Genomic DNA, 23,548 nt, shown 5'->3' on the forward strand with positions numbered 1-23,548 from the left:
GATGAGGGATATATCAAGTCCTGCGGCGCGATATAACCAGCTTATCCTTGGGACGGTCTACCCAATCGGCAATCTGATTGTTGAAATTATCCGCCAGCAGATAAGATGGCGTTTTAGCTAACCAATCGGATAGTGAAATATCTTGGTAGATGCCGTTATCCAGCACAACAAGCACTTTAAGATCCTCATTCCCTATATTCTCGATATAGTGACCAAATCCTTGTGGCACATAACCGACGTCGGTCGGTTCATATTTCTCGGTTTGTGCGTGTCCGTGGGAACCAAATACCGTCATACGCCCTTTGCCTGAAATGTAGTATTGCCACTCATTGGCATTAGGATGCCAATGTAACTCGCGTACTGCGCCAGGTTTGATGATCTCTATAATGCCGGTAATAGTTGTAGAAATGGGAAACTCCAGCGATGACACCTTATGAATACTCCCTGCATCGTTTTCGAAGAATGGTTTTTTCTTCATGAGCTCATACCGGTGGGTGAGTGGTGCATTATTCAGCCCTCCGTCGTCAACCGGCAGGGGCAGTTTTGGCGGGATAGCACCACCGACTATATAAGCTTCTCCCTGTTTGATTTTAGAAAAAACCTCTGCCGGCATGTTAACGCTCTTTTCAAGCACTTCTTTCGGTATATGCGTCACCCAATCAGTGATACTGAAAGTTCCAAATTCTGAGAAGTGTCCGTCATCGAAAGTCAGCACAAAATGTGCGCCATCTTCAAGCGCTTGAATAGAATGACCATGCCCTTTAGGAAAATACCACACATCACCGGGGCCAAAATCTGCCACTTCACATTTGCCCTCCGGATCGATAATAGTAATACGTGCATGGCCTTCAAGCATAAATGCCCATTCAGCGGCAACAGCATGCCAATGGAGTTCACGTACACCACCAGGTTCAAGCTTCATATCAACACCAGCAATACCTTTAGATATCGGGAATTGCTCTATCGTGGCTTCGCGTGCCCATCCATATTCCAATACACGTTTTTTACTGTTTGTGAATTTATATTTATATAAGCTTTTGGCATTTCCTGGCAATTTATTGTCAGGTGAGACAAGATTACGTTGGTCATCAGCAACAGCGGATTTAATCATACTGCCCATAACGCTGGCTGCTGCCGCGCTAACTGCGGATGCCTTCAAAATATCACGACGCGAGAACATATTGCTTTCTCCAAATAATAGATACCTGCAAGAGTGGTTGCAAGCTGATGTATATCAATCTGATTTTTTTAAATTAATCGTTGTCACGAGAGGGAAAAATCAAAGGTGACTTATTAATAATAGTAAAGAATGGACTTTAAGATGAGGAAAAAAAGCTTATTTGTGTTACCCGGTGAGGAACAGTAAAGAAATTTGAATAGAAATTTACGGTCTCGCTCTTGCAAATACATTTCAGACCGTAAATTTCTGGACAAAATTCACCTGTCGAAAAAGTTGACATAATTCATTATCAAATGTCCGCATTAAATTTCTTTAATGTTAGAATATTGCATTCGTAAAATTTATCATTAGGAATGAAATGAAGGTTCACAAACAGCAATATCTGAAGACATTAACATTCTGATAATTTGAAGTTCCGGTGCTTCAGCAGCAAGGGGATTGATGTAAAGTTCCCCAGAGAAGACCCTTTTATTTCCTGAAATAAGCACTTTCCGTGCGGCCAGCACATCTTTTGCCAAAATCCTTTCACAAGCTATTTCCATTTGCGTTGTCGCATTCCTTATTACCCCAGAAGGTGCATTTATTCTGACAAAATACTCCAATAAATCAACACCGTTAGCTCTGACTGCATATACATAGCCTTCATATAGCGCAGCATAGTTCATTGCGATAGAAAGCTCTTTCGATGTTGATATTCCACCTATCATTTGCCCTCCCTCTTGGATTTTCACGCCTCCAGGGAAGCGGGGAAGAAATCCCGTATTAAATATTTGTTCAGGTGGACGAGTATCAGCCCGATAAGTTACACGATTATTTGGCATATTAATTTCCCCATGTTAAAAAATACGACTAAAAATATTGATCAATATACAGAATCAAATATCGATTTCTTCTTTATATTAAAGAAACCATATGGCAACACCCCTATTTTCTTTTATTTTTCTGACAAATCATAAGAATGTCACTTAACAAAGCTAATCGTGTGTTTTTCGATAATTATAATGACAACTGCATGATTATTTATTCCCAAGTGTCTTTCATATAATAAGTAAGTTTTTTAATTAAATGGCAGAGCAATTGAATTGCTTTAGCCATAAATATAGCGATTAACAAGATTTTCCAGTAATTCCTGCTGCCCACTTTGATGCTTAGGTTCTTGTGTTAGTTTTTCTGCGTAACGGGCCACTTCATCCAGTGTCATTTTTCGTTTAAGAATATTTTTACCTAATTCACTATTCCAGCCAGAATAACGTTGAGCGATATATTTATCTAATTTGCCATCCAACAACATTTTCACTGCATTTTTTAAAGATAAAGCCATGGTATCAATTGCACCAATATGTCCATAAAATAGATCATAAACATCAATATTCTCCACCTGAATGCAATAGCATATTCCAATACAAATAACCATTAGCCCCATTGGTTAAATAATGCCTGAAAAGTGTAAATACATAATGGGCATATTCCCAGCTATTATTACCATCACCGCATTCATTTTCAGTTTGATAATATTTTAATTCTGGATAGCTTTGTACTGTTCTTTGAATAGCATTTTTCCCTTGCCATTGATAACCAACACCTTTCACATATCTATAGGCGTCTTCATCACGCAATACACAGTTTGTGTAATTATCATAATCCTGACCGACTTCTTTAAAGAATTCAGGTGAATTAATGGTACCTAACCAAATCTCAGTCTTGATATTATTTTTTTCAAATTTTGGACCGAGGTGTTCTTTTATGAAATCTCTTAATTGCTCGCCGCTCCATACACAAGAAGGAAATTTTTGATCTGCCGCGACTTCATTCTGGATATGGACTTGAGCAATTGAAATTCCTTCTTTATGATAAGATTCGACGAATTTTGTGAAATATAAAGCATATGCATCCTGGCTTTGAGCGTCACTCTTTAGTTTGCCAAAATTATATACTTGATGAGTTTTAAGCCATACAGGAGGGCTCCATGGTGAAGCCGATATTTTTAAATTTGGTTGTCTGTTTAAAGCTTCTTTTATATAGGGGATAAGCAGACTTTTATCTCTTTGGATTGAGAAATATGCCATACTATAATCATCTTCAATATCATTTAAACTATACCAAGAAACAGCGTAATCACTGGCGCCAATAGGCATTCTGGCTAATGTAAATTTACATTCTCCATCCGGCGAAAATAATTTATCTAAAACAATTTTTCTATTTTCTTTATCCAGATCGAGTAAAGCCTTCATCCCAAGTTCATTAAAGCAACCACCAAATCCGTCTAGTTTTCGACCTCGTTTGTTGGTGATAATTAAATTGGCTTTTTTATTCGTTCTTGTGATCGATGATTCTTCTTTCCATTTTTCTTTATCATTTGTATAAATAAATTTAATCATGTTTTATATCCTGCTTTTATTAAATATCAGAGAGTTTTCCATAAGCACATTAATTTATTGCAATGAATTAAGCATAATTGAATTAAAATTCATATTATGTTATTTCACAAACAGTTTAACTTAATTCATTTTTTTGAGTTCCATCACATATTTTTATATTGATGTTGTTCTTTTATTATAAACCACTGCGTTAATAATAATGATGGATTGTTTGACATCAAACTACCATTTTGCCATATTTTCAGCTCTTAATATCATTCCCTGACACACTTACAAATTTGGCACTATATAAGGAAATTTTATGTCTTTCGTACCATTTAAGCAGGTTGATGTATTCACTCACCAGCCTTTCAAGGGAAATCCCGTTGCCGTTGTCATGGATGCCAGGGAACTCTCACCGATACAGATGCAGGATATTGCTAACTGGACCAATTTTTCAGAAACTACATTTGTCCTCCCCGCAGAAAACCTATTAGCAGATTACCGTGTACGGATTTTTACACCTGGCAGTGAACTCCCTTTTGCCGGTCATCCTACGATAGGTACCGCATATGCTCTTCTTGAAGCCGGCTTAATTCAGGTGAGCAGGGGACAACTGATTCAGGAATGTGAGGCGGGATTAATTACACTGAACGTGACAGAAACACAAGAAGGTCATACAACAATCACCTTTGAACTACCAGAACCGACCATCACACCGCTCAGTGCCGGGCAAACAGATCGCCTCGAAAGCATTCTCGGTTGTCAGCTAGATCGCACGTTGGCCCCTGCACTTATTGACGTTGGAGCTCGCTGGATTGTCGCCCATACCACAGGAGCAGAAGCCGTTCTGGCAGCGGAACCTGATTATACCAAGCTGCATGAGCACGACATTCAAATGAACATCACTGGGATTTGTCTCTATGGCTCCTATCAGGAAGGGGGAGAAGCCGATATTGAAGTGCGCTCTTTCGCGCCTTCATGTGGTGTGAATGAAGATCCTGTATGCGGCAGTGGAAACGGCAGTGTTGCTGCATTCATGCGTTACCACAAAATCGCTATGATTAACGATAAAATTGTTCATTCATCACAGGGAAAAAAACTTGGCCGTCAAGGACGTCTACAGCTTAGTCACTCTGACGGTAAGATTTTTGTCGGTGGCAGCGCGGTGACTTGCATTAATGGTACTATTTTTTATTAGAACCACAGGATATAAAGGTTGTTAGCTCTGATATTGAGTTCACATAGGGTGGTTTTTCCACCCTATATTTTTATAGATAGCGTTACTTAACGACAAGGAGATGCAATCTGAAGCCGATAGCTTTATTAATTCATGTCCCCAATGTGAAAGCAGGGCTTGATTGGTACAAAAAAGCTTTTCCAGAAGCTCGAAGTGTATATCTGGAAGAATTCGATTTTACAGTTCTAAAAATCAACGGATTTTCGCTGGAAATAGTGCAAGCTGATGACAAAGTAGGAGCAGGTAAAAAAGGTACGGTAATGTATTGGTCTGTTCCTGACCTTAAAGATGCAATTGAACATTTTCAGCAGCTTGGTGCCAATCTGTATCGAGGTCCAATGGCTATTGAAGACGGTCTGGGGATGTGTCAAGTGGAAGACCCATTTGGCAACTTGATTGGTTTACGGGGTAATTACATGTTAAGCCATGATATATCTACATAACAAATCGGAGAATTATTGTTGGCAAAAATTGGAGGTTGAACTAAACTCAAATTTTACTTTTGTGAGAGGAAGTTAACTATGTCTGAGACCCGTTTTTCTGAATCGTTAAACCTGAAATCTCACTGGATGCCATTCAGTGCTAACCGAAATTTCCACCGCGATCCGCGTCTTATCGTTGCTGCCGAAGGGCAGTGGCTGAAGGACGATAAAGGGCGCCAGATTTATGACAGCCTGTCTGGTCTTTGGACCTGTGGAGCGGGTCATACCCGAACAGAAATTCAGAAAGCAGTCGCTACTCAATTGAGTACACTTGATTACTCACCAGGCTTTCAGTTCGGTCATCCCTTGTCGTTTCAACTGGCAGAAAAAATTGCCAATTTGACACCTGGTGATCTTAATCACGTCTTTTTCACCAGCTCAGGTTCTGAATCTACAGACACCGCTGTCAAAATGGCGCGCGCCTACTGGCGTGTGAAAGGCCAGCCGGCAAAAACTAAGCTGATTGGTCGTGTACTTGGCTATCATGGTGTCAATGTTGCTGGTACTAGTTTGGGGGGAATTGGTAGTAATCGCAAAATGTTCGGACAATTGATGGATGTCGATCACTTACCCCATACGCTACAAACCGATATGGCGTTCACGCCAGGCATGGCGGAAACCGGCGGTGTGGAGTTGGCCAATGAGATGCTCAAATTGATCGAACTGCATGATGCTTCAAACATCGCGGCGGTTATTATCGAACCGGTGTGTGGTTCCGCTGGTGCGATTATTCCGCCTAAAGGGTATCTACAGCGTCTGCGTGAAATTTGCGATCAGCATAATATTTTGTTGATTTTTGACGAGGTTATTACCGGCTTTGGTCGCATGGGGCGCTGGACCGGTGCTGAATATTTTGGTGTGACGCCAGATATTCTTAACTTTGCCAAACAAATTACCAATGGCGCCATTCCTCTGGGAGGCGTAGTGGCAAGCAGTGAAATTTATGAGACCTTTATGTCTCAGCCATTGCCAGAACACCTTGTGGAATTTAATCATGGTCATACCTATTCGGCACACCCTGTAGCCTGTGCCGCCGGGTTAGCAACCTTGGATCTGCTGGATAAAGACCATCTTATCCAACGTTCAGCCGAGCTTGCCCCTCATTTCGAAACGGCTCTTCATGCCCTTAAAAACTGTCCAAACGTGACTGACATCCGCAACTGTGGCTTGGTGGGAGCAATTGAGTTGGCTGCCCGTGACGGTGATACCGCCATACGTCCTTTTGATGCCAGTATCGCGCTTTGGAAAGCGGGTTTTTATGTACGTTTTAGCGGTAATACGCTGCAATTCGGACCTATGTTCAACGCGGAAAGGGCAGATTTGGATCGTCTCTTTGACGCTGTCGGCGAAACATTGCATCACATTAGCTAAGGATAAGGAAGGAACTCATGATCGTACTTATTAACGATCATGAGTTTGGTAAATATACAAGTATCGTTACTTGTGATAAACAAGGAGTATTTATGAAAATATTGAGTATTATAATCTTATCTATATCAACAATGATATCCTCTAATACTTTAGCTAATGAGATTAGAGCAAGGGATTTAGGCATTCCTTTCTCTGGAGTAACGGGGAAATATAATACGATTACAGATGTTAGTGGTGTAGAAGTTGGCTATTCAACCATAATAGAAGGCGATGGAAAGCTAGAAGTTGGGAAAGGTCCAATAAGAACAGGCGTGACAGCTATATTGCCAAGAGGAAAGAAATTTAGCCCTGTATTTTCGAGTACATTCTCTTTAAATGGAAATGGAGATATGACAGGCAATCAATGGGTCAAAGAAAGTGGCTTTTTGGAAACACCAATATTGATAACCAACACTCACAGTGTTGGTGTTGTTAGAGACTCAACAATTAGTTGGATGATTGATAATAATCTAACATCACCACTAAAAGACGATTTATTTTGGTTATTACCTGTGGTTGCAGAAACGTGGGATGGAATATTAAATGATATAAACGGTATGCATGTAAAGAAAGAACATGTATATAATGCGTTAAATAGTGCTAAATCAGGAGCGATAGAAGAAGGTAATGTCGGTGGGGGAACTGGAATGAACCTTTTTAAGTTTAAAGGGGGCACAGGTACTTCATCAAGAATTCTGGATAAAGAAGATGGAGGATATACTATTGGCGTTCTTGTCCAAGGCAACTTTGGTGATAGGGATGACTTAATTATTGCGGGGATTCCGGTTGGTAAAGAAATACAGGATCTCAAGCCGATATATCATGGAGACAAGAAAAAAATAAAGGATGCCGGTTCTATAATAGCAGTGGTGGCCACAGATGCGCCATTAGCTCCTCACCAATTAGAAAAAATAGCCAAAAGAGTATCTCTTGGGCTTGCAAAGGTAGGTGGTGTAGCCAGGAATACCAGTGGTGAGATATTTATTGCATTTTCAACTGCAAATAATGATGTGTTTTCCAGAGAGGATGTAAGAACAATAAAAATACTGCCAAATGACAAACTAGATCCTTTGTATGAGGCAACAATCAATGCAACAGAAGAAGCAATAATTAATGCCATGATTGCAGCCAAAAAAATGGTTGGGAGAAATGGTAATACTTCGTATTCTATCCCTAAGGATAAAGTTAAAGAAATATTAAAAAAATATAATGTACTTAGTGTTATCTGATTAAAAAGAAACGAGCTACCGACTTTGACTAAAGGTGCTTGGTTCAGCAGATACCTTTGCTGGGCCAAGATATTCTGTAATGCTTAATGTGGTGATTAACGCCCATAATCTGGATTTCTTTAGGGGAATATGTTGTTATTAGTTACATAAACAAGTAATTCACGGTTTCATATAATAATTGCAATATAATGCACTGCAATCAGTATCTTGAATGCAGTAAATATTATTATTCATGATAAAAGCAAAAACCCCATTATTTTAAACGGGGTTTGTCAGCGGACTGTAGTAAAAACCCCTCTTCAAAGAAGAAGGGATACTATCTTCAAGCCAGATATTTATGCGGCTTCATATTTAGCGATATAACACTTTCCTGTATATTTATAACCTTTAAAATACCATTTTCCAGTTGAATCACTAAATACATTATCAAACCTATAACGATCTTTAACAACATATCTAGTATATTTACCGCTGTCCCAGTGCGGAGCCTTATCTTTACATGTATTATAAGAAAAATCTACATTTGCCGATGCAACCCCAATTCCTCCGGTTAATGCAATACCTGCTACTAATGTACCAACTGTTAATAATTTCTTAAACATAACAATTCTCCTTTAATAGTTTTAGAATTTGCAATTTAAATGTATCACTTATAAAATTACATGTGATAATGCATGCTAAATCATCACCAGATAATGTTATAACTTTAAAATTTAGAAATCAACTATATATTTCACCCTAGATTAGAAACTTAACTTCCATTATAATAATTTATGACAAATCATGATAACGTTATTAATCACACAAAGAAAATAGTTTATTTTAAATTACAACGTAATGCACTACCATTATATACATTTGAGGAGGTTAAATTATTAATTTCTTAATGTTAGCAGAAGTCAGTTATTTTTATAAGAGGTTATTTATTCTGATAAATATTAAAGCGGAGAAATTATAAAAAACAATGGTTATTATAAATTCTACTTGTAGCGTGAATTACGTATAATTGATGGTCAATTGCATGAAACCAAAGGGATGGCAATCCATGCATGATAATAGTCAGTCCGGCAATTATGGCATGTCAGCATTAATGATATGGAGAGAAGCCTGGCGTAACTTAATGGCAACGGGGAGAAGTACTCTGCTTGCTTTATCGGGTATTGCTATTGGTTGCGCGTCTATTGTGGCATTTGTTAATACCGGGCATAACGCCACACTTGCTGCGTTGAAGATGTTCAGCGGACTTGATATCAACGTCATTACAGCAGACCTGAACTCCAATGATCATGAGGTTGATGGTACGTCAGTTAAAATGGCCGACCTGATAACGGCTATTCCTGGTTTATCTTCAGCAGCACCTTGGATCTACTATCCTTCTCCCGGGCGCTATAACGGGAAAACAGAAACATTTACCATGATAGGATCCTCTGCGGACCTTGAGAAAGTTATGCAATTGCGACTTAGTCATGGCCGATTTATCTCTGATTATGATCAGCACTCTCCTTATCTGGTCATTGGCAATGAAGTAGCCGTCACCCTTGGTCAAGGGAACCCATCTCGTATACTCGGTGAGCAGATTCAGATTGGCAATTATTTATACACAGTGATTGGCATTTTCGATATAAAAGGGCAAAACCCCATCTTTCCTTTTTCTCTGGATTCGGTAGTGATTGCCCCTATAAATGCCATGCGTAAAATATCACCCAATACTGATCTGAACGGCATCATCGCTCGCACCATAACGACCGCCACCACAGAAACCGATGCGAAGGATTTATTGGCGTTGCTCAAACGCAAGTTTCCAACGGTTGAAATTGATGTTCGGGTAGCTCAACAACTACTGAAAGGGCAGGCAGATCAAAGCAAAACCTTTTCTTTTATGTTGATTGGGTTAGCGGGTATTTCGCTACTCACTGGCGGCATTGCAATTTCAAATGTCATGCTCATGAACGTTTCGGCTCGACGAAAAGAGATTGGGTTGCGTATGGCTTTAGGCGCAAGGCCCCATGATATCCGGTGCCTTTTTTTGTATGAAGCGGCAGCACTGACTTTAGCCGGCGCAATACTCGGTACACTGGCAGGTATCATCGTCTCTTTTCTTTTTGTTCTTTATTCTGGCTGGTCATTTTCTCTAGCCCCTTTATCTATTCCTTTAGGGATAGGTAGTTCAATTGTGGCAGGACTTATCTCCGGCTTTCATCCTGCACATAAAGCTTCACAAATGGAACCCGTACAGGCATTACGTGATGATTAAGAAATTTGAACAGAAAAAAATCAAGCTCTTGGCACTACACTGGAAGTTGGGAGATAACACTCAATGATTAAACGTTATCGATGGACCATAGCTGGCATACTTGTCGTAGTAGCCTGCTTTTTTGCCTTTTTGTCCTCAGAGCAATCGCCAGCTCAAGAATCAGTGCAGTGGATTGAAGTAAAACACCGTCTTGTAGAAAAACAACTAGGTCTGGTTGGCAAGTTGCAATCTGGGCGTCTTGAAACCATCCCCGCGCCATTTGATGCCATTATCAAGCAAGTCTTGGTCAAAGAAGGACAGCGGGTGCAAGCTGACCAGACATTAGTTACGCTTGATACCCGAAAGCTTGATATTGAACTTAGGCAAGCGCAAGTTGAGATGATCAAGGCCTCATCTGCCGTTGACCAATTGCATAACTGGGAAAACAGCCAGGAAGTCATTCGGGCTAGAAGAAACGTCGAAAATGCCAACCATATGGTTATGGAATTGAAAAATAATCTCGCAAAAACACAGGCTCTTTTTTCCCGGGGTATCATTCCACAAATGGAAGTGGAAACTCTCCAACAGCAACTTCGCCGGCAACTAATGGAGCTTGCTTCAGCACAGGACGATCTTACGTCCATTAGGCAAAAAGGAAGTCTTAATAATTTAAATGTCGCAAAGATGGAGCTTCAGAATGCAACAAGCCGCTATCAGGCGCTACAGGAACAATACTTGCATAAAGAAATCAAAGCGCCATTTTCAGGTGTCGTGCTTAGGGCATCACAGGGAGAAAATAAGAAGCTTTTAACGATTCAAACAGGAGTTCGTGTTACCGAAGGAATGCCCTTACTGGAAATTATGGACACAACACAATATCAGGTACTGGCACAGGTTGAAGAAGCCGATCTCGCCAAACTCAAAGAAGGGCAGGCAGTAAAAATTAGTGGGGAGGGATTTTCTGAACACCCTCTGGAAGGAGAAATTGAAACCATTGCTATGCAAAGCGTGAATACGGACAAACCCGGATCGGCAATTTATTATGATGTTGTGATTAAAGTGACTTCATCCATGAGCCAGGGTTATCCCGTAAGACCGGGTATGAGTGCCAAAGTCAATATTGTTATTTACCGTAATGAACAGGGAATTGTTGTACCAGAAGCAGCACTAACTCACGATAGCGATGGACAATTAATAGTAAATTGGCGCCCGGATTTAAAACGTCAAGCTGTGCCTTGCCAAGTAACTGTTAAAGAGGCTATGCCGGAAGGTATGGAGGTCCATGGACTGGAAGAGGGATTTATCGCACTACCTCGTTGAAAACCATAATTCGAGATATATAAACGCTTTAGTCTTGATTATTTTCATAGCAAACGTTTACTGATAGCATTTAGTATGAAAAAATGGTTTGATAACAAAAATGTTTAAAACATCAACACTCTTTTACAATATAAGCAACAATGAAAGCAAATTCAGAAGAACTGACAATTTTCGTGTCAGTCGTGGAAAACGAGAGTTTCAGTCGTGCGGCGGAACATCTGCAATTAGCAAACTCCGCCGTGAGCCGTTCTATAAAAAAACTTGAAGAGAAACTAGGTGTGAGCCTGCTCAATCGCACAACTCGCCAGCTTAGTCTAACCGAAGAAGGTAAGCGTTATTTCCGCCGAGTTCAGCATGTACTACAAGAAATGGCCGCCGCTGAAACTGAGCTTATGGAATCTAAACACATACCAAGTGGTTTATTGCGTATTGATGCTGCAACACCAGTAGTATTACATTTACTGATACCACTGATTAAACCTTTTCGCGAACGCTACCCAGAAATAACGTTATCATTGATTTCTTCGGAAACTTATATCAATCTGATTGAGCGCAAAGTGGATATTGCCATTCGTGCAGGCAACTTAACCGACTCCAGTCTACGAGCCAGATCACTTTTTTCCAGCTACCGAAAAATCGTCGCCTCTCCTGAATATCTGAAAAAATATGGCATACCGCAATGCATTGATGAGTTGAAAAACCATATTTGTCTTGGTTTTACCGAACCGGTATCACTTAATACATGGCCGATAGCTTGTCAGGACGGACAACTACATGAAATAACAGTGGGACTTTCTTCTAACAATGGTGAAACCCTTAAACAACTATGTGTAACAGGTAATGGTATCGCGTGTCTGTCTGATTATATGATTGATAAGGAGATTGCCAGCGGTGAACTTGTTGAACTACTGGCTGAAAAACGTTTATCCGTCGCGATGCCTTTCAATGCTGTATATTACAGTGATCAGGCTGTAAGCACTCGAATCAGAGCATTTATTGATTTTCTGAATGAATATGTAAAAACAGCGTTTAAATGAGTAAATATCACTCTCCAAAGATTGGGGATTACCGAGTTTATTAAAAACAATTTTCCCACTCTAAAAGAGTGGGAAGGGGTCTATTTCTATTATTTTATAGCCAAATAATCGGTATAGCCATCCTCATTACCCCCGAAAAATTTCTCTTTTATCGGTGGGTTTAGTTCTAGCCTATTGGCAAGACGATATGGTAAATCTGGGTTAGCAATAAAAGGGCGGCCAAATCCGATCAGATCCGCCCAGCCTTTAGTTAGAGCTTCTTCAGCGCGTTCCAAAGTGTATTTTCCAGAATATATCAGCGTGCCGTGATAGAGTATGCGAAAAGCTTCCTTAAAGGTTATTGGCATGACGGGAGCGTCTTCCCAGTCAGCTTCAGCAATATGAATATAGGCTACCCCGATATCATTTAGCACACTCGCGGCAGCCAGATAAGTTGCTTCAGGAGTATCATCTTCTGACCCCATCAGGGTTGTGAGTGGTGCCAGGCGAACACCCAGCTTATCTTTCCCTATTGCGGTCGCTACTGACATAGCCACTTCACTCAAGAAACGTAAACGATTTTGTAAAGTTCCACCATATTCGTCATCTCGTAGGTTAGCCTGAGAATCAATAAACTGATTAATAAGATAACCATTCGCTGCATGAAGCTCTACGCCATCAAAACCTGCTGCAATAGCATTATTTGCCGCTTGAATATAATCATTTACGATATCTGGAATTTCATCAAGCGTCAGTGCTCGTGGCTGCGAGTGTTGTACCATTTCACCGATACTATGTTCAGGTCCACGGCCTTCCACATCCAGAAAAACTTTTACACCTTTTGCTTGAAGGGCAGAGGGGGAGACAGGTGCAGAATTATTAGGTTGTAGAGTAGTGTGTGAAACACGTCCTACATGCCATAATTGAGCAAAAATTTTTCCTCCTGCCATATGTACTGCATCTGTTACTTTTTTCCATCCTATTACATGCTCAGACTTATAAATACCTGGCGTCCATGCATATCCTTGTCCCTGTTGGCTGATTTGTGTACCTTCGCTGATAATAAGTCCTGCACTGGCTCGTTGTGCATAATATTTAGCCATCAAATCAGTCGCTACACCGTTTGCTCCAGACCGCGAACGTGTCATCGGCGGCATAACAATACGATTAGATAACGACAGACCATTCAGAGAATAGCGTTCAAAAAGCATAATATCTCTCACTCTTCATTAATTATTGATTTTGATTTGTGTATATGGACATATTAAGAAATAAGGGCAATTAGTTATCCCATTGAGGAGCAAGATCTTTTGGACTAACGAGGCGTTCATTACAATCAAGTGTGGCGATAGCCGCCATGTCGTCTGCATCAAGTTTAAGCTCGGAAGCTTTCAGATTACTTTGTAAATTTTTACGCTTAGTTGAAGAAGGGATCACGCTATAACCTAATGCTATCGCCCAAGATAAGATCACCTGTGCAGGAGTGGCCTGATGTTTTGTGGCTATGCGTCCGATAACCTCATCCTGAAGGGCTTTACCATAAGCGAGAGTCATATAGGAAGTGATATGAATTCCGTGATCTTTCGCCCAGGCCGTCACATGACAATTTTGTAGATATGGAGAAAGTTCAATCTGATTCGTGGCGATTTGTTCAATACCTACTGCATCGATAGCCTGTTGCATTAAATCGATCGTAAAGTTTGAAACCCCGATTTCACGTGTCAACCCCATATTTTTAGCGTCTAGCAACGCATTCATTATTTCATCAACACTGACAACGTTATTTGGTGATGGCCAATGAATTAACGTCAAGTCAACATAATCAGTGCGCAGCTTCGCTATACTCTCTTTAAGACTTGGTATCAATTTTTCTTTACTCAGATTTTCTGTCCAGATTTTTGTCGTGATATAGATATCTTCACGGGCTACACCACTTTCTTCTATGGCTTGTCCTACCGCCATTTCATTTTCATAAATCTGTGCTGTATCAATCGCACGATACCCCAATTCAAGGGCATTTTTTACTGATGTGATCACCGCATCATCTTTCAGACGAAAAGTACCTAATCCAAATGCAGGAACAGACATAATAAACCTCATGTAATATTTGATTAAGAAAGGTTTTATTATCATGAGATAAATTGCAATAAAAAAGAGCAATAAATGCAGAAGTCTTTTGCTAGAATGACAAAAATATAACGTGACTGCTCCCCGCCGTAAAAAACGGCGAGGCTTCCCACTTCTCAGGCCGCAACCACAAAATGCAAAATGCATATTGAGCTGCTGAGCCTGGATGAGCACGTGCCGGATTTTCTGGCTAATGTGAGGGGGGTATCCAGTTTATTAAGATGAAACAACCGCTGTACCTGCAGAACGGAGAGGGGGGAAGAAAGTACTTTTCAACAGATAAACGCGATTACCCGCCTCGATGGCGGCAAAATTATCCCGCGTGACGCCACATATCCGTTCACGGACAAAAACGGTGTGACCTAGTTTCAAATCCCGCCCACATACCTGGATGCATCAGGATGACGTGGAAATCTGGTCGATCGCTGGCGGCAACCGACCCGCTGATGTGTTCTTCTGTCAGCCAGCTTCGCGGGGCTGTGAAAAAATTCTCAGGCGGTAAAGTTGCGAGATATTCGATAGGCAGTTTTCTGTTCATTTACTGCAAACTCTTCAGCAAGACCTTCCCCCACCAGTTTACGCAAATCATTACGTGCGGTGTTATCCGATACGCCCAGCGCAGCGGCTATTTCAGAAACGGTAAAAGTCTTATCAGGCGTATCCATCATGACATTAAGCAGTGTCACCTGGCGCTGCGAGAGACGCCTCAACGCCCCCGATTTAAACAGCATACTGTCGATGGCAGCGGCACGATTAAGTAGCTGATCGACATGCGATAGCAGCCGCTCCATCGCCCGACCAATGATGCTTGCCTGATAGTCCAGGAAGTACGTCAAATCCATTCCGTCTGTTTCCGCGTACTGGTAACTATGGGCATACTTAGCAGGTGCATTGTGCAGCAGCTGGCTGATCGACACGAATTTAAAAGCGTCATACCCTGATTTCAACATATACCAGTAAAACAATCCCCGGCTGGTACGTCCGTTCCCGTCTCTGAATGGGTGCTCATGTGCGATCATGAAGTGCAGGATGCAAGCCTTCACGAGTGGATGGACGTAAGGCCCGTTGCCGTTAACAAAATCACAGACCATCTGCAAACGTACCGGCAGACTGTTGGCGGCAGGCGGCTGATGGATTATGTTATTGTCATAATCCATGATCACAATGTCATCCGTCGTGCGGAAATCACCGGGATGGTACTTTTCATCATCAATGCCACCCATCCCTACGGCATGAATGCGCCGGATAAGGTCGGGAGTTAATGGTTCCTGTAGCAATTCAGGAATTTCAGCCATTAGTCGCGCATTACCAGCAATCATTTGCTCATCTTCGTTACGCGGGGTTCTGCCACTTTCGAGCATGTTACGAGCCACAATGGTTGTTGTGTTAGCGCCCTCCAGTTGGGATGAAGTGATCGGTTCATCAAGCTGGAGCTGGTTTAGTGCTGCGCCAACGCCACGCAGCCTGTTAGTGATCTCATTAAGCGCCAGCCGGGTAGCGTGCTTATCCACCAGTTCACAGGTGGCAGCGATACCCTGAGTGATAAAGAATCCTGCCTGTTCGCCTGCTGCATTGCTATAGTCTATATGAGTTAAAGCCGCATTACGGGCGCGACGCGTAAGCGTCCAAGCCAGTGCAACATTATCATCACTGGCTGCACGGTAGCGGAATTTATCAAATGGAAGGTAACGTCCACGCTCATCGGTGACGCGCATATAGTGCGCATGCGCAGCGATATCTGCGCCGGAAATTGCATCAATGGGTATAAGTGTCGGGGGATACTTTATCGTCATTTCAAACTATCTCAATTTTTAGTGATTTTGAGATATTTTAGCTTTTAATGATGAAGAATAGCAACAAAAAAGGGCTATTAATTCGCCACCGTCGTAATCACCAGCCATATCGGGATTATGCTCATAATGCAGATGATGTAGCCAGTTTGCCGGAAACCCGTGAGCTGACACGAACCTTCAAAAGAACTCTGTAGCCCATACGCATCTCTATGCTCAATGAACAAATTGTACTTCGAACATAACACAAGAAAGGAGAGGTATATCAGAAATCGCTAATTTATTGATTTCTGATGAAGTGAAGGCGGGATATAAAAGTTGTTTATCGTTGTAGGTTATTTAACATAATATACATTATGCGCACCCATATGCTACGCTGAATAAAAATGAGTTTGGGCTGGTGATTTACACAGACGATATTGAAGAAGCCCATTTAACCACGTCAAGGTTTGTCGCACTGATGGATATTGATTTTTTGCCAGAACCAGACAAATTCGATATTGCTGTTGTCCCTGTTGTCGATAATCCTTTATTTGGATTAATGATCAAAAAAAAAGAAGATTAAGCGCAGGCCAGTAAAAGTTACATGCCCGTTCTTAACAGAGCGCGGTCTGGTAACGATTATTAAAGATTAAATGAGGCATTTATGTGTAAAAAAACAAATGGAACAATCTTGGATATACCGGGTATCAGGGTTGGACATGCTGAAGATAAGTTGAAACAAACCGGTTGTAGCGTAATTATTTTCGACAACGGAGCTGTGTGTGGCGTTGATGTCAGAGGTGCTGCGCCGGGGACAAAGGAAACCGAGCTTTTAGATCCCGTTAATACTGTTCAGAAAGTCAATGCAGTGGTACTGAGTGGAGGTAGTGCTTTTGGATTAGATTCCGCTTCTGGCGTAATGCGTTATCTTGAAGAAAGAAAAAAAGGTTTTGATGCCGGTGTAGCTATTGTACCTATCGTTCCTGCCGCAGTAATTTTTGACCTGAATTTCGGTGATCCTGCTGTTCGTCCCGACGCTGAGATGGGTTATATTGCCGCGCAAAACGCGTCTACAAACTCTTTTCCATCAGGAAATATTGGCGCAGGCGTCGGGGCCACTATAGGTAAGATGGGCGGTTTTGACAAAGCAATGAAAGGTGGACTTGGGACAGCATCTGTTAAATTACCAGGAGGACTGATAGTTGGTGCAATGGTGGTTGTAAATGCTGTTGGTGAAATCAGAGACCCTAAAAATGGTAAAACTATTGCAGGTGCATGTGATGAAAATGGTCATATTATCGATCTCATTTCCTACGTTATAGAAAATAAAGATAATAATTTCACTCAAGGGACAAATACAACCGTTGGCATAATTTGTTGTAACGCCAATATGAATAAAAGTCAGATGAAAAAAGTTTCCCAAATGGCTCATGATGGCCTTGCGAGGACAATATACCCCATTCATACCATGAGTGACGGGGATACTATTTTTGCAGCAACAACAGGTGGTGTAGATTCATCGGTGAATATTGTTGGTATAGTTGCGGCTGAGGTCATGGCTACTGCGGTTTTAGACGCTGTAACCTCAGCCAAATCAGGATTTGGTGTTAAAGGTTATGCCGATTCGTTTTGCCGACCGATTTAAAGCCCATCATTATTTTCTCTGTAATACATCCTAAAGAAGGTGTCAAGATATACTAATGAGATTGTTGGGATTTCGCTGCGCAGCGCACAAAACGCTGTAGAACATTTTGTCATTCCGCCGTTAAAACAACGGCATTTAAGTCGAAAGAAATAAGGGTAAATAATCCACCACCAATATGATATATGTACTGGTGGCTTCATTTAACTAATTATGAAATTTTAACCCAGGGATAAGCATCAGATGTTCCAGCGTCATCTGGTGCTGTGCCCCTATTCCACCATTTAGCTTCCCAGTTTTGGTCTTTCCAACTGACTCTATCACCCGCCTTGTATTCCTTGCTTGCATCCCATGCCGGGTAATCACCGCCCTTACCTTGATCACCCGGATCAACATTGAAGCCTTTGAAATAGAATGGTGTCATATCTATCTTTTTCGTGATTAACTCACAACCAAGACCTTCCCTAGCTGCATTGACTAATAAGCCACGGTCTTGATCCGCAGTCCATGTAAATATTCCCCCCAGACTCTTTTCCAAAACATATTGAGCTTTAGCTTTAACAGAACGAGGGGTATCAATAGAAATGAACAACTTGCTCTCCTTATTATAGAGATAATCAGCGTCTGCTATATCATCAGTACAAAAATCAAAGTTATTCCTCCCCTTTTCATTTTCCAAATCCAGATAATTATATATAGTGTCGTACCATTCTGTTGTTCCTGATTCAAATGAGCCGGTTGTCGTAATTTTTGGCTCCTTTTTCGGAATATATCCCGGATCATAACTGCCGGATAATGGAGAATAACTATCAATAACCGCATTTCTGGCATTACGTGAGTATGCAGCATAACCAATATTAATTGCAGATGCAGGAACGCCGATACTCAGTAAATATTCAACTGCTTTTTCTACACTGTTTTCACCTCCAGGATAATCACGAAGATTCGTGTGATGCATCAGTTTTTCGGCCCACGGAGTACCAAAGAAATCATAGGTCATAACGTTAATACCATATAGTCCAACCTTTAATAATTCTGGTATTTTTGATTTCTCCATTTTTTCTGGCACCGCGGAACAGGCTATACTTATTTTTACATCCGAGCGCCCCGCTTCTTTAAAAGCAGTAGTTAAGTCTCGAATTAAACTAACATAATAATCGCCATCATCTGGAGCATAAATATTACCGTCATTTCCGGCAACACCTGGGTATTCCCAGTCAATATCAATTTCGGTAAACATAGGGAAACGTCGGAATATATCAACCAGACTCGAACAGAAATAGGATTTCAGTGTTTCGTCTCTGACCATATTATAAAAGCCATTACTCATGGTCCAACCACCAACACTGAACGACATAATAAGATCATGGCCCTGGGCTTTTGCAGCCTGTTGAATCTTAGCCAATCCACCTAATACGCCCATACTTTTAGATTGTTTGAAATCCCTTGGCATTTGGATATCTTGCCAGCCAGAATAAGTACAATTCTGATAAGACTGGCAATCACCCCAGGCATCTGTAAATGTGACTTCACCGTTATTGGTACGGGAAAATAATGGTGCTTGTTCTTTAATTTGCTGCTTCTTTTCACCCTCATCACCTAATATTCCACAGAAACCAATAACTAATTTATCATACGCAAAAGGATTATCTAAAAGGTGCTGTAAATCTATTCCTCTACCACGACTGGCGGGATCTTGATTTCCTTGTAATCTGCCGTCATATTGCGACCAATCTGTATAATAGCCAAAAACTTTAGGCTTATTTCGTATGTCATACTTATTATAAACTGGTAATGCAATTCTCCCCGATGTGTAACTGAAATTTATTGTTTCAGTTGATGGATTGAAATTATCTATTTTATAAGATTGTTCACTAAGAGAATCTGTCTTGATTATTTTTGACATAAAATCACCTCGACTAGATATAAATTTATCCTTCGATGAACATTTAAATTATTTTACTTCGCATGGTAACACAATTACATTCTAGCTTGTATTCTTAGGAAAACAAATAATTGCTATTTGTTTGATTGTCAATGATCAACTTAATTTTATGTCAACACATTGTACATTATCATCTCTTTATTATAATGTGGTAAAACTAAAAGCAATAATCTCAAATTGAAAATATATTATATCTTTATTGTTATAATCACCAATATTAATGAAGTTTTGTAAATTAATTTTTACGATTAATTTATTTTGATTTTATTCTAAAGTGACTATTTTTTTATTTTATATCTATACTAACTTGTATCATTAAGGGTATTTGTTTCTTTAATTTATTATTATCACTATTATATATGGAGATTAAAATGAAAGCTAAAGATGTTCAGCCAACTATTATTATTATTAATAATAACGTTATCTCTCTGGAAGACATCTATAATATTGCTATAAAACAAAAGAAAGTAAAAATATCAAAGGATATCATTGAGCTTTTGAGCCGTGGTCGTGAAAAATTAGAGGAAAAATTAAATTCTGGCGAGGTTATATATGGGATTAATACAGGATTTGGCGGGAATGCTAACTTAGTGGTGCCATTTGATAAGATCTCAGAACATCAAAAAAATCTGCTGACTTTTCTTTCTGCCGGCACTGGGGACTTTATGTCCAAAACTAGTATTAAAGCGTCACAATTCACTATGTTACTTTCCGTTTGCAAAGGTTGGTCTGCAACCAGGCCAATTGTTGCTCAAACGATAGCCGATCATATTAATCATGATATTGTTCCTCTGGTTCCTCGTTATGGTTCAGTCGGAGCAAGTGGTGATTTGGTTCCCTTATCTTATATTGCACGCGCATTATGTGGTATTGGTAAAGTGTATTATATGGGAGAAGAAATTAGTGCGGCTGAAGCAATTAAACATGCCGGGTTGACGCCATTATCATTACAAGCCAAAGAAGGTCTTGCCCTTATTAATGGCACCCGGGTAATGTCAGGCATCAGCGCAGTTGCTGTTATTAAACTGGAAAAACTATTTAAAGCATCAATCTCTGCTATTGCCCTGGCTGTTGAAGCATTACTTGCATCTCATGAACATTATGATGCCCGAATTCAGCAAGTAAAAAATCATCCTGGTCAGAAAGCAGTAGCGAGTGCATTGCGTAATTTATTGGCAGGTTCGACTCAAGTTGATTTATTATCAGGGATTAAAGAGCAAGCAAATAAAGCTTGTCGTCACCAGGAAGTTACCCAACTAAATGATACCTTACAGGAGGTTTATTCAATCCGTTGCGCACCACAAATATTAGGTATAGTGCCGGAATCTTTAGCCACAGCCCGAAAAATATTAGAGCGGGAAGTTATCTCTGCGAATGATAACCCACTGATCGATCCGGAAAATGGCGATGTTCTGCATGGCGGGAACTTTATGGGGCAATATGTCGCCCGGACAATGGATGCGTTAAAACTGGATATCGCTTTAGTTGCTAATCATCTCCATGCAATTGTGGCACTGATGATGGATAACCGTTTTTCCCGTGGGTTACCTAATTCACTTAGCCCAACTCCCGGCATGTATCAAGGTTTTAAAGGCGTCCAACTTTCTCAAACTGCTTTAGTTGCTGCAATCCGTCATGATTGTGCTGCATCGGGTATTCATACCCTCGCTACAGAGCAATATAACCAGGATATTGTCAGTTTGGGATTACATGCTGCACAAGATGTTTTAGAAATGGAGCAGAAATTACGCAATATTGTATCAATGACAATTTTGGTAGTTTGTCAGGCAATTTATCTCCGTGGCAATATTAGTCAAATTGCGCCTGAAACAGCGAAATTTTACCATGCGGTACGTGAAATCAGCCCTCCTCTGGTCACTGATCGTGCATTAGATGAGGATATAATCCGAATTGCAGATGCAATTATTAATAATCAACTCCCACTACCAGAGATTATTCTGGAAGAGTAAAAAGAAAATGACTGAAAATTTTCAGTGATCTCTTGACTAAAAATGCAGAACCCCATTTACTGCAATAAAAACAGTATCAGTAAACAAGGGGTTTTGTATGATTATCTTTGTAACAGGAGCAACATCAGGTTTTGGTGAAGCGATCACCCGAAAATTCATTCAAAATGGCGCTAAAGTTATTGGGGCTGGCCGCCGTAAGGCACGGTTAGAAAACTTAAAAGTTGAACTGGGTGATGATTTTTACGCTGTTCAACTTGATGTGACTGATCGGGCTGCTATCAGCCAGGTTATTCAACAATTGCCAGAGTCACTTCGTAATATTGATGTTTTAGTTAATAACGCAGGTTTGGCGCTTGGATTAGAACCCGCATATCTGGCTAACCAAAGTGACTGGGAAATAATGATTGATACCAATGCTAAAGGCGTTGTGAATATGACCCGTGCCCTACTGCCTGAAATGGTGGAAAGAAATCGTGGGCATATTATTAATATAGGCTCTACCGCTGCGAATTGGCCATATTCAGGTGGGAATGTTTATGGCGCAACTAAAGCTTTCGTCAAACAGTTTAGTCTGGGCTTACGGGCAGATTTACAGGGAAAAAATATCCGTGTCACTGATATAGAACCTGGTTTAGTTGGCGGTACCGAGTTTTCTTTAGTCCGCTTTAAAGGTGACAATAACAAAGTGAATAAAACCTACGATGGAACTCAGGCATTAACAGCTGAAGATGTCGCAGAGGCTGTTTTTTGGGTTGCTAACTTACCTGCACATGTCAACATTAATACATTGGAAATGATGCCGGTTTGTCAGTCATTTGCCGGGCTTAGCGTGCATAGAAATATATAATCACATTCCTCTTGATAATTTGTTGAACATCTTCATGTTATCTTATAATTTATCTATCTGATAATTTCTTATTGTGCCATCGAATTTGGCTCCACTCTCTTTCAAGAGGATAAAAGATGAATTTTTGTAATTCTTTGATATTAAAAGCTATGCCTGCTATCGCTCTGGCAATTCCTTTGTTATGGCAAGCGCCGGCACTGGCGGCAACCTGCTCTTCCGGGGGAACCTGCGTCACAGTAAATGGCAACGGAGATACTGCGCTAAGTAAAGAAGCAGCCCGTCAAAGTAAAGAGCAATGGGATGAAACCAAGAATCTTCGTACCAAAGTTAATAAACGTGCTGAGAAGGAATTTGATAAGTTCGATAAAGCGATTGATGCTCGCGACGCATGTATGAAAAGTACCAATATCAATGCTTATTGGGAACCCAATACCGAACGTTGCTTGGACAGCAATACTGGTATGCCTATCAGACCGTAATATAAGGTGATGATAATGAAGATGAAAAAAGCACTTTTATTCAGTGCGTTGATCGTTACTGTGTCTCCATTTACGCTTGCTGCACAAGCTTCATGCGAAAGCGTAAAAGAGCAGATTGCACAGAAAATTATCCATAATGGTGTGCCGGAATCTGGCTTTAAATTGGAAATTATTCCTAATGACCAAACCGAACAAGCCGGTGGTAAGATCGTTGGTCATTGTGAAAATAATACCAAAAAGATTGTGTATACCCGGCAAAAAAGCCAATCCACAAACCCGTCAGTCACAGAATAAACCCC

Annotated in this window: 22 protein-coding genes and 1 pseudogene; 14 read left to right on the forward strand and 9 right to left on the reverse strand. The window is 40.6% G+C overall.

Going from position 1 to position 23,548, the window contains the following annotated elements:
* Positions 1-13 precede the first annotated feature (13 nt).
* From VY86_RS19835 to VY86_RS19850, 4 genes and pseudogenes are all read right to left on the reverse strand, one after another.
* Positions 14-1,180 carry a cupin domain-containing protein gene (locus VY86_RS19835; protein WP_046976244.1) on the reverse strand — a complete coding sequence of 389 codons (1,167 nt, stop codon included), beginning with the start codon at positions 1,178-1,180 and terminating at the stop codon, positions 14-16.
* Between the two features lie 347 nt (positions 1,181-1,527).
* The gene (locus tag VY86_RS19840; RefSeq protein WP_046976245.1) at positions 1,528-2,001 is read right to left on the reverse strand and encodes a hypothetical protein; all 474 of its coding nucleotides are present in this window, start codon (positions 1,999-2,001) and stop codon (positions 1,528-1,530) included.
* Between the two features lie 266 nt (positions 2,002-2,267).
* Positions 2,268-2,546 (reverse strand): annotated as a pseudogene (locus VY86_RS19845) (xylose isomerase); the annotation flags it as partial.
* On the reverse strand, positions 2,545-3,558 hold the full coding sequence (locus VY86_RS19850; RefSeq protein ID WP_338012135.1) for a glycoside hydrolase family 30 protein: 1,014 nt from the start codon (positions 3,556-3,558) through the stop codon (positions 2,545-2,547). The pseudogene VY86_RS19845 and the gene VY86_RS19850, both read right to left, overlap by 2 nt.
* Before the next feature lie 301 nt (positions 3,559-3,859).
* Here VY86_RS19850 and VY86_RS19855 point away from each other — a divergent pair, with 301 nt between their 5' ends.
* From VY86_RS19855 to VY86_RS19870, 4 genes are all read left to right on the forward strand, one after another.
* Positions 3,860-4,738, forward strand: coding sequence for a PhzF family phenazine biosynthesis protein (locus VY86_RS19855; protein WP_046976247.1), 879 nt, complete (start codon positions 3,860-3,862; stop codon positions 4,736-4,738).
* Between the two features lie 143 nt (positions 4,739-4,881).
* Positions 4,882-5,220 carry a VOC family protein gene (locus VY86_RS19860; RefSeq protein WP_238591508.1) on the forward strand — a complete coding sequence of 113 codons (339 nt, stop codon included), beginning with the start codon at positions 4,882-4,884 and terminating at the stop codon, positions 5,218-5,220.
* Between the two features lie 78 nt (positions 5,221-5,298).
* Positions 5,299-6,630: an omega-aminotransferase AptA gene (aptA, locus tag VY86_RS19865; protein ID WP_046976249.1), complete on the forward strand. Its 1,332-nt coding sequence runs from the start codon at positions 5,299-5,301 to the stop codon at positions 6,628-6,630.
* Between the two features lie 92 nt (positions 6,631-6,722).
* Positions 6,723-7,898, forward strand: a complete 1,176-nt coding sequence (locus VY86_RS19870; RefSeq protein WP_046976996.1) for a DmpA family aminopeptidase — start codon at positions 6,723-6,725, stop codon at positions 7,896-7,898.
* Between the two features lie 335 nt (positions 7,899-8,233).
* Here the strand turns inward: VY86_RS19870 and VY86_RS19875 are convergent, their stop codons facing one another.
* Positions 8,234-8,500 (reverse strand): hypothetical protein, encoded by a 267-nt coding sequence (locus tag VY86_RS19875; RefSeq protein ID WP_046976250.1) that lies wholly within the window; start codon positions 8,498-8,500, stop codon positions 8,234-8,236.
* Positions 8,501-8,943: 443 nt separating this feature from the next.
* On the opposite strand from VY86_RS19875, the gene VY86_RS19880 reads away from it, so the two are divergent.
* From VY86_RS19880 to yafC, 3 genes are all read left to right on the forward strand, one after another.
* Positions 8,944-10,152 (forward strand): ABC transporter permease, encoded by a 1,209-nt coding sequence (locus VY86_RS19880; protein ID WP_046976251.1) that lies wholly within the window; start codon positions 8,944-8,946, stop codon positions 10,150-10,152.
* Positions 10,153-10,215: 63 nt separating this feature from the next.
* Entirely contained in the window at positions 10,216-11,451 is a 1,236-nt protein-coding gene (locus tag VY86_RS19885) for an HlyD family secretion protein (RefSeq protein WP_046976252.1), read from the forward strand.
* A gap of 140 nt (positions 11,452-11,591) precedes the next feature.
* Positions 11,592-12,488: a DNA-binding transcriptional regulator YafC gene (gene yafC, locus VY86_RS19890; protein WP_046976253.1), complete on the forward strand. Its 897-nt coding sequence runs from the start codon at positions 11,592-11,594 to the stop codon at positions 12,486-12,488.
* Between the two features lie 89 nt (positions 12,489-12,577).
* On the opposite strand, the gene VY86_RS19895 is transcribed toward yafC, so the two are convergent.
* The 3 genes from VY86_RS19895 to VY86_RS19905 form a co-directional block, all read right to left on the reverse strand.
* The gene (locus VY86_RS19895; RefSeq protein WP_046976254.1) at positions 12,578-13,678 is read right to left on the reverse strand and encodes an alkene reductase; all 1,101 of its coding nucleotides are present in this window, start codon (positions 13,676-13,678) and stop codon (positions 12,578-12,580) included.
* Between the two features lie 70 nt (positions 13,679-13,748).
* On the reverse strand, positions 13,749-14,555 hold the full coding sequence (dkgB, locus tag VY86_RS19900) for a 2,5-didehydrogluconate reductase DkgB (RefSeq protein WP_046976255.1): 807 nt from the start codon (positions 14,553-14,555) through the stop codon (positions 13,749-13,751).
* Between the two features lie 530 nt (positions 14,556-15,085).
* Positions 15,086-16,387, reverse strand: coding sequence for a Fic family protein (locus tag VY86_RS19905; RefSeq protein WP_046976256.1), 1,302 nt, complete (start codon positions 16,385-16,387; stop codon positions 15,086-15,088).
* A gap of 47 nt (positions 16,388-16,434) precedes the next feature.
* On the opposite strand from VY86_RS19905, the gene VY86_RS24985 reads away from it, so the two are divergent.
* The 3 genes from VY86_RS24985 (at position 16,435) to VY86_RS19910 (ending at position 18,011) form a co-directional block, all read left to right on the forward strand.
* A complete protein-coding gene (locus tag VY86_RS24985) occupies positions 16,435-16,581 on the forward strand; it encodes a hypothetical protein (protein ID WP_158019994.1) in 147 nt (48 codons plus the stop codon).
* Between the two features lie 203 nt (positions 16,582-16,784).
* The gene (locus tag VY86_RS24990; RefSeq protein WP_158019995.1) at positions 16,785-16,949 is read left to right on the forward strand and encodes a hypothetical protein; all 165 of its coding nucleotides are present in this window, start codon (positions 16,785-16,787) and stop codon (positions 16,947-16,949) included.
* An 81-nt stretch (positions 16,950-17,030) separates the two neighbouring features.
* Positions 17,031-18,011: a P1 family peptidase gene (locus VY86_RS19910; protein ID WP_046976257.1), complete on the forward strand. Its 981-nt coding sequence runs from the start codon at positions 17,031-17,033 to the stop codon at positions 18,009-18,011.
* 208 nt (positions 18,012-18,219) lie between these two features.
* Here VY86_RS19910 and VY86_RS19915 read toward each other — a convergent pair whose 3' ends face one another.
* On the reverse strand, positions 18,220-19,914 hold the full coding sequence (locus tag VY86_RS19915; RefSeq protein WP_046976258.1) for a glycoside hydrolase family 18 protein: 1,695 nt from the start codon (positions 19,912-19,914) through the stop codon (positions 18,220-18,222).
* A gap of 410 nt (positions 19,915-20,324) precedes the next feature.
* Here VY86_RS19915 and stlA point away from each other — a divergent pair, with 410 nt between their 5' ends.
* From stlA to VY86_RS19935, 4 genes are all read left to right on the forward strand, one after another.
* Entirely contained in the window at positions 20,325-21,923 is a 1,599-nt protein-coding gene (gene stlA, locus VY86_RS19920) for a phenylalanine ammonia-lyase StlA (protein WP_046976259.1), read from the forward strand.
* Between the two features lie 97 nt (positions 21,924-22,020).
* The gene (gene ydfG / locus VY86_RS19925) at positions 22,021-22,770 is read left to right on the forward strand and encodes a bifunctional NADP-dependent 3-hydroxy acid dehydrogenase/3-hydroxypropionate dehydrogenase YdfG (protein WP_046976260.1); all 750 of its coding nucleotides are present in this window, start codon (positions 22,021-22,023) and stop codon (positions 22,768-22,770) included.
* 116 nt (positions 22,771-22,886) lie between these two features.
* On the forward strand, positions 22,887-23,249 hold the full coding sequence (locus VY86_RS19930) for a DUF1283 family protein (protein ID WP_046976261.1): 363 nt from the start codon (positions 22,887-22,889) through the stop codon (positions 23,247-23,249).
* Positions 23,250-23,270: 21 nt separating this feature from the next.
* Entirely contained in the window at positions 23,271-23,543 is a 273-nt protein-coding gene (locus tag VY86_RS19935; protein WP_046976997.1) for a DUF1161 domain-containing protein, read from the forward strand.
* Positions 23,544-23,548: the final 5 nt, after the last annotated feature.

The organism is Photorhabdus thracensis (assembly GCF_001010285.1).
Taxonomy (GTDB): domain Bacteria; phylum Pseudomonadota; class Gammaproteobacteria; order Enterobacterales; family Enterobacteriaceae; genus Photorhabdus; species Photorhabdus temperata.